The sequence below is a fragment of the Kitasatospora sp. NPDC085879 genome (assembly GCF_040686255.1).
GTDB lineage: Bacteria > Actinomycetota > Actinomycetes > Streptomycetales > Streptomycetaceae > Kitasatospora.
Map to the genome: position 1 here is coordinate 73,646 of NZ_JBFBJZ010000023.1, position 6,599 is coordinate 80,244.

7 protein-coding genes are annotated in these 6,599 nt (G+C 72.3%); 6 read left to right on the forward strand and 1 reads right to left on the reverse strand.

The window, feature by feature from the left end:
* The first annotated feature begins 182 nt into the window (after nucleotides 1-182).
* The 6 genes from AB0P35_RS19330 to AB0P35_RS19355 all read left to right on the forward strand — a co-directional run bounded on the left by AB0P35_RS19330 (nucleotide 183) and on the right by AB0P35_RS19355 (nucleotide 6,024).
* Nucleotides 183-887 carry a VanZ family protein gene (locus AB0P35_RS19330; protein WP_363512041.1) on the forward strand — a complete coding sequence of 235 codons (705 nt, stop codon included), beginning with the start codon at nucleotides 183-185 and terminating at the stop codon, nucleotides 885-887.
* A 67-nt stretch (nucleotides 888-954) separates the two neighbouring features.
* Nucleotides 955-1,650: a response regulator transcription factor gene (locus AB0P35_RS19335; protein WP_363512043.1), complete on the forward strand. Its 696-nt coding sequence runs from the start codon at nucleotides 955-957 to the stop codon at nucleotides 1,648-1,650.
* On the forward strand, nucleotides 1,643-2,746 hold the full coding sequence (locus AB0P35_RS19340; RefSeq protein ID WP_363512045.1) for a HAMP domain-containing sensor histidine kinase: 1,104 nt from the start codon (nucleotides 1,643-1,645) through the stop codon (nucleotides 2,744-2,746). The genes AB0P35_RS19335 and AB0P35_RS19340 overlap by 8 nt, the downstream gene beginning before the upstream one ends.
* A 140-nt stretch (nucleotides 2,747-2,886) precedes the next feature.
* Nucleotides 2,887-4,077: an FAD-dependent oxidoreductase gene (locus AB0P35_RS19345; protein WP_363512047.1), complete on the forward strand. Its 1,191-nt coding sequence runs from the start codon at nucleotides 2,887-2,889 to the stop codon at nucleotides 4,075-4,077.
* Nucleotides 4,078-4,087: 10 nt separating this feature from the next.
* A complete protein-coding gene (locus AB0P35_RS19350; protein ID WP_363512049.1) occupies nucleotides 4,088-5,050 on the forward strand; it encodes a sigma-70 family RNA polymerase sigma factor in 963 nt (320 codons plus the stop codon).
* Between the two features lie 233 nt (nucleotides 5,051-5,283).
* A complete protein-coding gene (locus tag AB0P35_RS19355) occupies nucleotides 5,284-6,024 on the forward strand; it encodes an alpha/beta hydrolase (protein WP_363512051.1) in 741 nt (246 codons plus the stop codon).
* Nucleotides 6,025-6,337: 313 nt separating this feature from the next.
* Here the strand turns inward: AB0P35_RS19355 and AB0P35_RS19360 are convergent.
* Nucleotides 6,338-6,599 (reverse strand): VCBS repeat-containing protein (locus tag AB0P35_RS19360; RefSeq protein WP_363512053.1); only part of this gene is annotated, 262 nt, incomplete at its 5' end.

A 6,599-nucleotide genomic window follows, 5' to 3' on the forward strand; every position in this document is an offset into this window, starting at 1 on the left:
GAATTCGCCGCACAACGACCGGGCGTTCCCGCCGCACCACGCCTACCGTGCGGAGGCTCGCCGGACCGAACCCGGTCGACTGCCGGCTTGCGCCCGTTCCTTGATGCCGGGGACTCCGTGTATCGCGCGCGTATCGAAAATCGCATACGCCACCACAACGGCCCTTCGGCTCCCATGGGGGCATGACTCAGAACGCAGCCCTGTCGGCACCGCCCCGCCGCGCGCGCAGGATCGTGCTCCTCGGCCTGGCGGTCCTCGCCATGGCGAGCGCCGCGTTCGTCGTGCGGCGGCCGCTCATGATGTCCGCTCCGAGGTGCATGGCCGGGCGGTGGCACGGCTGCTTCGACACGTTCAACGGCGTGGTGCTCATGACGCTGGTCACGGTGCCGTTGGCCGCGCTGGTGGTGTGGGCGCTGGCGCGCCGTCGGCGTGCCGCCGGCCTCGCATCCGCCTGGCGGACGTCGCTGGCCGAGGTGGGCATGGTCCACGGGACGGTGCCGTTCCTGTGGCTGACCATGATGCCGGGCGCCGGGGCCGGGACCGCCCCCGCCCGGGTGAGCCTGGTACCGCTGCGGGACCTGGTCACGATGGGGCCGCTCGGGATCGCCGGCAACCTGCTCGTCTTCGCGGCGCTGGGGTTCTTCGCCCCGATGCGTTTCGCGGCGCTGGCGTCCGTGCCGCGGATCCTGGCACTCGGGGCGGGCTGCTCCATCCTGGTCGAAACCGCGCAGTACGTCCTGCGGCTGGACCGGGTGTCCTCCGTGGACGACGTCCTGGTCAACGCCGCCGGCGCCGTGCTGGCCGCGCTGGCGTCGCGCCGCTGGTGGTGCACCACGGCGCAAGCGCCGTCGGACGAGTCTCGCCCCGTGCCGGCACCGGCAGGCTGAGTCGCGTCCGGTGGTGCACACGTCCCTGCATACGTCGGCGATACGGCCTGCTGCTTAGGCTTCCGACATGCGCGTACTGATCGTGGAGGACGAGCCCTACCTGGCCGAAGCCGTCCGTGACGGGCTGCGGCTGGAGGCGATCGCCGCCGACATCGCCGGCGACGGCGACTCCGCCCTGGAACTGCTCAGCGTCCACTCCTACGACCTCGCGGTCCTCGACCGCGACATCCCCGGCCCCTCCGGCGACGAGATCGCCCGGCGCATCGTCGCCTCCGGCAGCGGCATCCCGATCCTCATGCTCACCGCTGCCGACCGGATCGACGACAAGGCCTCCGGGTTCGAACTCGGCGCCGACGACTACCTCACCAAACCGTTCGACCTGCGCGAGCTCGTCCTGCGGCTGAGGGCGCTCGACCGCAGACGCGCGTACGCCCGGCCCCCGGTCCGCGAGATCGCGGGCCTGCGGCTCGACCCCTTCCGCCGGGAGGTCTTCCGCGACGGACGCTACGTCGCGCTCACCCGCAAACAGTTCGCCGTGCTGGACGTCCTCGTCGCCGCCGAGGGCGGTGTCGTCAGCGCCGAGGAGCTGCTGGAACGGGCCTGGGACGAGAACGCCGACCCCCTCACCAACGCCGTGCGCATCACCGTCTCCGCCCTGCGCAAACGGCTCGGCGAACCATGGATCATCGCCACGGTGCCCGGCGTCGGCTACCGCATCGACACGCAACCGGAGGCCGGACCCGAGGGAGGAGACCGTGGATAGAGCGCCCGGGTTGAGCGTTCGCCTCAAGCTCACTCTCAGCTACGCCGGCTTCCTCATGCTCGCCGGCGTCGTGCTGCTCGCGGCGGTGTGGGTGTTCCTCCTGCGGTACGTCCCCGATCGTGCGCTCATCGTCCCCGGCTCCACCGGCACCCTCACCCCCGGCGTCTTTCCCATCCGGTCCAACCTCCTGCACGTCTTCGCTCCGAGGGCGGCCGCAGTGCTGGTGTTCCTGCTGGTGCTCGGCCTCGTGGGAGGGTGGGTCCTCGCCGGCCGGATGCTCGCACCACTCACCCGGATCACGGATGCGGCACGGACGGCCGGGACCGGGTCGCTGTCCCACCGGATCCGCATGAAGGGCCGCCAGGACGAGTTCCGCGAACTCTCCGACGCGTTCGACTCGATGCTCGAGCAACTCGAGTCCCACGTCGCCGAGCAGCAGAGGTTCGCAGCGAACGCCTCCCACGAACTGCGCACCCCGCTGGCGATCTCGCGGACGCTCCTCGACGTCGCCCGCAAGGACCCCACGCGGGACCGGGATGAACTCATCGAACGCCTGCACGCCGTCAACACGCGGGCGATCGACCTCACCGAGGCCCTCCTGCTGCTCAGCCGCGGCGACCGCGGAAACCTCACCCGCGAGAGCGTCGACCTCTCCCTCATCGCCGAAGAAGCCGCCGAAACGCTGCTTCCCCTCGCCGAACGGCGCCGGATCACGCTCGACGTCACCGGCGGGGCGGCCCGGACCAGCGGCTCCGCGGAGCTCATGCTGCGGATGGTGACGAACCTCGTCCAGAACGCCATCGTCCACAACCTCCCCGCCGGCGGCACCGTGACGGTCCACACCGAGGCGGACGGCGACACGAGCGTGCTGCGGGTCGAGAACACGGGCCGTCGGCTCCCACCGGACCTGGTACCGACCCTCACCGAACCCTTCCACCGCGGAACGGAACGCGTGCGCACCGACGAGCACGCCGGCGTCGGCCTCGGCCTGGCCATCGTGCACAGCATCGTCCGCGCCCACGACGGCACCCTCGACCTCGTCCCCCGCCCCGCCGGCGGTCTCCTTGTGACGGTCCGTCTTCCCGGCACGCCGTAGGCATCGTTCCCACCCCCGAGAGGCCATGCGGAGCGAACGGTCGGACCTGTGAATCAGTGACCCGCGTCACACCCGGCTCCTGTCAGCAATCGGGGCGCCGTCTCGTTCAAGGGGCACGCGAACGAGACAGGAGCAACGCCATGAAGCACCGCATCGTCGTACTCGGCGCCGGATACGCCGGGGCCTTCGCCGCCGGGAACCTGGCCCGTCGGCTCTCGCCCGCCGACGCGGAGATCACCGTCGTCAACGCCGTACCCGACTTCGTCGAGCGCATGCGGCTCCACCAGCTCGCGACCGGCCGGGACCTCGCGTTCCGCAAGCTCGCCGACGTGTTCGCGGGCACCGGGGTGCGGCTGCGCCTGGCGCGCGTCACCGGCGTCGACCCCGAGCGCAGGACCGTCGCCGTGACCGGCAAGGACGGCGACGGCGAGATCGCGTACGACACGCTTCTCTACACGCTCGGCAGCTCCGTGGCCCACCATGGCGTCCCCGGCGTGGCCGAGCACGCCTTCGACGTGACCGGCCTGTCCTCGGCGCTGCGTCTGCGCGAGCGCCTGGCCGGCCTGGGCGAGGGCGGCACCGTGCTGGTCGTCGGTGAGGGGCTGACCGGCATCGAGGCCGCCACCGAGTTCGCGGAGTCCCGGCCCGACCTCTCGGTCGCGCTCGCCGCCCGCGGCGAGCCGGGCGCCTGGCTCTCCCCGAAGGCCCGCCGTCACCTGCGCCAGGCCTTCGACCGGCTCGGCATCACCGTCCACGAGCACACCGGCATCGAAGCCGTCGAGCCGACACGGGCGATCGCCGCCGACGGTACGTCCATCCCGGCCGACGTGACGGTGTGGTCGGCCGGGTTCGCCGTGCACCCCATCGCGGCCGCCGGCGGCCTGGAGGTCGCCGAGACCGGCCAGATCGTCGTCGACCGCACCATGCGCTCGGTCTCGCACCCGGACGTCTACGCCGCCGGCGACTGCGCCTACGCGATCGGCGAGAACGGGCGGCCGCTGCCGATGTCCTGCGCCTCGGCCGGATCCACCACCCTGCAGGCGACCGCCGCGATCATCGCGCGCCTGACGGACAGCAAGGTCCCGACCACCGGGCTGAAGTACCACGGCAACCACATCAGCCTCGGGCGGCGGGACGCGATCTTCCAGATGGTGGACGGGGACGTCCGGTCGAAGTCCTGGTACCTGGGCGGCCGGACCGCCGCGCGGCTCAAGTCGGGCGTGCTCAAGGGGGCCGGGTGGGGCATCGCCCACCCGACCTTCGGCATGCCGAAGCGCAAGCGCCGCCTGGCCACCGCGCCCGACCGGGCCGGTGCGAGGGTCGCCGCATAGGCTGCTCCGCATGGACAGCGCAGCCATCGATCGGTTCGAGGCCGGCCGGGGCCGGCTGGCCTCGCTCGCGTACCGTCTGCTCGGATCGGCGGCCGACGCCGAGGACGCCGTACAGGACGCGTTCCTGCGCTGGCAGGCCGCCGACCGGGAACGCATCGAGGTGCCCGAGGCGTGGCTGACCAAGGTCGTCACCAACCTCTGCCTCGACCGGCTCCGCTCGGCGCAGGCGCGCCATGAGCGCGCCGTCGGAGACCGGATGCCCGAGCCACTCCTCGAAGGCGACCCGATGCTCGGCCCTGCCGACACCTTCGAGCAGCGCGAATCGGTGTCCTTGGCCGTCCTGACCCTCATGGAGCGCCTCTCACCGGTCGAGCGCGCCGCGTACGTCCTGCGCGAGGCCTTCTCCTACCCCCACGCCGAAATCGCCGGAATCCTCGACATCACCGAGTCCGCCAGCCAGCAGCACGTCCACCGGGCCCGACGCCGGGTCGCCGCCGAGCGCCGCAGCGGCGACGAGGTCGACCCCGCCTCCGCGCGCCGGATCGTCGAGGAGTTCCTCGCCGCCGCCACGTCGGGGCGCACCGAACGGCTGGTAGAGCTGCTCACCGCCGACGCGACCGCGGTCTCGGACGGCGCCGGACTGGCCAGGCGGCTGCTGCGGTACCGGACGCGCGAGCGCGTCGCCTCCTTCGTGCGGGCCGGCTTCAAGCCCACTCCGGCGAAGCTTCGGCTGGCCGGCGGCACCCCCGCGTTCCACATCGCGCCGGTCAACGGCTCCCCGGCCGTCCTCGCCGTGGTCGACGACCGGGTCGTGGGCGTCGTGGCGTTCGAAGTCAGCGACGGCAAGGTCGCCTCGCTGCGCGGCATCGCCGCCGCGGACCGGCTCGTGCGCCTCAACGAGGCCTGGCGGCAGCACGAGCCCGACGCGCCGGTCATCGCCGCATGGGTGGCCGGAGCCACCGGAATCCGGTGACCTGGGTCGGAGCGGGATCCGGGCGCCCCTGGCCACTCGTCGCGCCACGGAGCCACGCACAAACCCGTTGGCGAACCACGGCGACCACTGCTAGCTTTCCGGAGGCCGTGCGAGAGAACGAGGAGGTGGTACCCGTGAACGCAGTATCGACATGGGTGCTCCTCTCCGGGGTCACGGTCGGGCGGTAGGTCGTCCGGGAGCGCCGTTCACGAGCACTCCCGAAAGGCACGACCATGCGATTCACGTCTGAACAGCGCCTCGACGACGGCGTCCTCGAACGCGAATTCACCCTCGGTGAGATCCCCGGCATCCTGTGGACGCCCGGATCGGCATCCGCGTCCGCACCGGCGCCGCTGATCCTGCTCGGCCACCCCCCGCTCGGACTGCACAAGATGTACCCCCGGCTGGCGGGGCGGGCCCGGCACGCCGCGGCGGACGGCTTCGCCGCGGCCACCATCGAGCTCCCCGGGAGCGGTGACCGGCCCCGCTGGGCCGCCGCCGAGCAGGCCCGCGCAGACCTGCGCCGGGCCATGGAGGCCGGCGAGCCGGTCGGCGACGAGATCGTCGACGCCCTCGTCCTCCCGCTGGTCGAAAGGGCCGTCCCGGAATGGCAGACCGCCCTGGACGCCCTCCTCTCGCTGCCCGAGATCGGCGGCCCGGTCGGGTACTCGGGGGGAGTGATCTCCATCGGGACCCGGCTGGCGGTGGTCGAGCCGCGCATCTCGGCCGCCGTTCTGTTCGCCGGGAGTTTCGTCCCTCGCGCCATGTTCGAGGAGGCCCGCCAGGTCACCATTCCGCTGCACGTCCTGCTGCAGTGGGACGACGAAGGGAACGACCGGCAGGCGGCCCTTGATCTGTTCGACGCCTTCGGCTCCAGGGAGAAGACGCTGCACGCCAACATGGGCGGGCACACCGGCGTCCCGCAGTTCGCGGGGGACGACGCGGCCCGGTTCTTCGCCCGGCACCTGAAGTGAGGCCGGGCCGTCAGGCCGGCAGCGGACGGTAAGCGGTGCGGGCCGGGATGCCGCTCATCGAAGAGAGGTCGCAGCCCTCCTCGATGGCGGCGGCCGGCAGATGCACAACCGCCCCGGTCGCGGCGGTACCGGCCATCGGCGGTACCGGCCGGTCGGGGCGGCGCCCGCCGAGCGATGACGGGCGTTCGTCGATGTGCGGTGGGAGTGTCGGCCACCCGACGCGACAGCCGGGGCGCCAGCCCGCCCACCACTTGCCTGGACCAGCCCGAACGGCCCGCCGAAGGAACCGACGGGCCGTCATGAGGAATCGAGGTCAGGCGTAGATGTCCCAGCCGCCGCCGGCGTCGGTGGGGTTGGTGTAGGTGCCGTCGCCCTTGCCCCAGTAGATGAGGGCGTGGCCGTCGGACTTGCGGCGGACCATGAGGTCGGCGACGCCGTTGTTGTTGATGTCGCCGATGCCGGTGATCGCGTCGTAGGCGTCCCAGCCGCCGCCGGCGTCGGTGGGGTTGGTGTAGGTGCCGTCGCCCTTGCCCCAGTAGATGAGGGCGTGGCCGTCGGACTTGCGGCGGACCATT